The 2313-nt window shown below is 71.9% G+C and carries 3 protein-coding genes; all 3 read left to right on the top strand.

The window, feature by feature from the left end; all coding sequences use genetic code 11:
* A partial coding sequence (locus tag OEY_RS0120735; RefSeq protein ID WP_010595693.1) for an acyl-CoA dehydrogenase family protein occupies positions 1–424 on the top strand: 424 nt, incomplete at its 5' end.
* Positions 421–1452: a phosphotransferase family protein gene (locus OEY_RS0120730; RefSeq protein WP_010595692.1), complete on the top strand. Its 1032-nt coding sequence runs from the start codon at positions 421–423 to the stop codon at positions 1450–1452. The genes OEY_RS0120735 and OEY_RS0120730, both read left to right, overlap by 4 nt.
* On the top strand, positions 1449–2201 hold the full coding sequence (locus OEY_RS0120725; protein WP_010595691.1) for an SDR family NAD(P)-dependent oxidoreductase: 753 nt from the start codon (positions 1449–1451) through the stop codon (positions 2199–2201). Before OEY_RS0120730 ends, OEY_RS0120725 begins: the two co-directional genes overlap by 4 nt.
* The last annotated feature ends 112 nt before the right edge of the window (positions 2202–2313 follow it).

The following is a 2313-nucleotide window of genomic DNA, read 5'->3' as shown; positions in this document are numbered from 1 at the left end:
CCCCCCCCGCCGCGGCCACGACATCGCCGTCGCCCGCGTCGCCGAACGCGAAGGATTCGGGAGCAAGCTCGGCGACCTCGGCATGATCCAGAAGATGGTCGCCGACAACGAGATCGACATCGCCGCCACCCGCGCCCTGCTGACGCAGGCGTGCTGGGAACTCGACCAGGGCTCCCACGCGTCCAACTCCACGTCCATCGCCAAGACCTTCGCCGCCGAGGCGGTGTTCCGGATCGTCGACCGCTCGATGCAGATGTGCGGCGGACTCGGCGTCTCCGCCGACCTGCCCGTCGCGCGCCTGGCCCGCGAGGTCCGCCCGTTCCGCATCTACGACGGGCCTTCCGAAGTGCACCGCTGGGCCATCGCCAAGCGAGCCGTCGGCGCCGCGAAGAAGGCCGCCGCCGCGAAGGAGAGCCGGGCATGAAGACCGCACAGCACGAGGGGCTCGACCTGACCGCCCTGCAGCGCTACCTGGAGGACTCGGGCATCGCCCTCGACGGCGAACTGCGCGCCGATCTCATCTCCGGTGGCAAGTCGAACCTGACGTACGCGATCTCCGACGGCACGTCGCGGTGGGTGCTGCGCCGGCCGCCGACGGCGGGACTCACCCCGTCCGCCCACGACGTCGCCCGCGAATTCCGCATCACCTCGGCACTTCAGGGGTGCGGTGTGCCGGTCGCCCACACGGTCGCCCTGTGCGAGGACGAGTCCGTGATGGGCGCCCCGTTCACCGTCGTCGAGCACGTCACCGGACGGGTGATCCGCACGACCGACGACCTCGCCACCCTGAGCGACACCGAGATCGAAGCGTGCACCGGCGAACTCGTCCGTGTGCTCGCCGCCCTGCACTCGGTGGACTACGAGGCCGTCGGTCTCGGGAAGCTCGGCCGCCCCGACGGGTACGTCGCGCGGCAGGTCAAGCTGTGGGCCGGTCAGTGGGGTCGGGTCAAGACCCGCGACCTCGACGACCTCGACCGCCTGCACGCCGCCCTCGCCGACTCGATTCCGGAATCGTCCGCGGCGTCGATCGTGCACGGCGACTACCGCATCGACAACACGATCCTCGATCCCGGCGACGCCGGAAAGATTGCGGCGGTGGTGGATTGGGAGCTGTCGACGCTCGGCGACCCGCTCACCGACGTCGCCCTGATGTGCGTGTACCGCAACCCCGCGCTCGACCAGGTGCTCGGCGAGTCCGCCGCGTGGACCAGCCCGCGCCTGCCGTCGGCCGACGACCTCGCCCAGCGCTACGCGGTCGCGACGGGCCGCGAGCTCGCCCACTGGGACTTCTACATGGGACTGGCGAACTTCAAGCTCGCCGTCATCGCCGAGGGCATCAACCACCGCTGGCGCGTCGGCGCGACCGTCGGCGACGGTTTCGACAAGGCGGGGGAGGCCGTGCCGGTCTTCGCGGCCGCCGGACTCGACGCGCTGCGGGGAGGTGGCGCATGACAACCGATCTCGCCAACCCCAGTGCGCTCGTCACGGGTGCGTCCCGCGGCATCGGGCTCGGTGTCGCCACCCGCCTCGCGCAGCAGGGCTACGGTCTGACCCTCACCGCGCGCGACGAGGCGCGGCTCGGCGCGGTCGCCGCCGACCTGCGCGACGCGGGCGCGCCCGAGGTGCGCGTCGTCGCTGCCGACCTCGGCGATCCCGAGACCGCGAGCCGCGTCGTCGCGGCACACGAGGAGACGTTCGGCAGCATGCGGGCGCTCGTCCTCAACGCGGGCGTCGGCACCGCCGGCACCATCGCCGAGTTCCCGATGCGGCGGTTCGGCAAGACCGTGTCGGTGAACTTCGAGACCCCGTTCGCGTTCGCCCAGTCGGCGCTGCCGCTGCTGCGCAAGGCCGCGGCCGCTGTTCCGCGCCGCGGGGCGAAAGTGGTTGCGCTGTCGTCGATCACCGGTGTCTATGCCGAGGCGGGTCTGGCCGTGTACGGGGCGACGAAGGCGGCGCTGATCTCGCTCGTGGAGACGCTCAACGCCGAGGAGTCCGGCAACGGCATCAGCGCGTCCGCGATCGCGCCCGCCTACGTCGACACCGACATGTCCGACTGGATCAAGGACCGCATCCCCGCCGAGGAGATGCTCGAGGTGAACGACGTCGTCGAACTCGTCGACGCGGTGCTGCGGCTGTCGTCGCGCGCGGTGCTGCCGCGCCTGGTGCTCAGCCGCGCCGGAACGGACGCCTACCGGGCGTGAGCACTCACCGGCCGTCCGCCAGCGCGCGGACGGCCGGGCTCGCGCTGTGCCGGACGAACGCACAGTCCGAGAGCCGCTCGGCCGCACCGAGGGTGAGCGTCAGGTCGACCGA

Source organism: Rhodococcus sp. P14, assembly GCF_000256505.1.
GTDB classification, from domain to species: domain Bacteria; phylum Actinomycetota; class Actinomycetes; order Mycobacteriales; family Mycobacteriaceae; genus Rhodococcus; species Rhodococcus ruber.
Note: the sequence above shows the minus strand (reverse complement) of the source record. Positions and strands in the feature narration are given on the sequence as shown.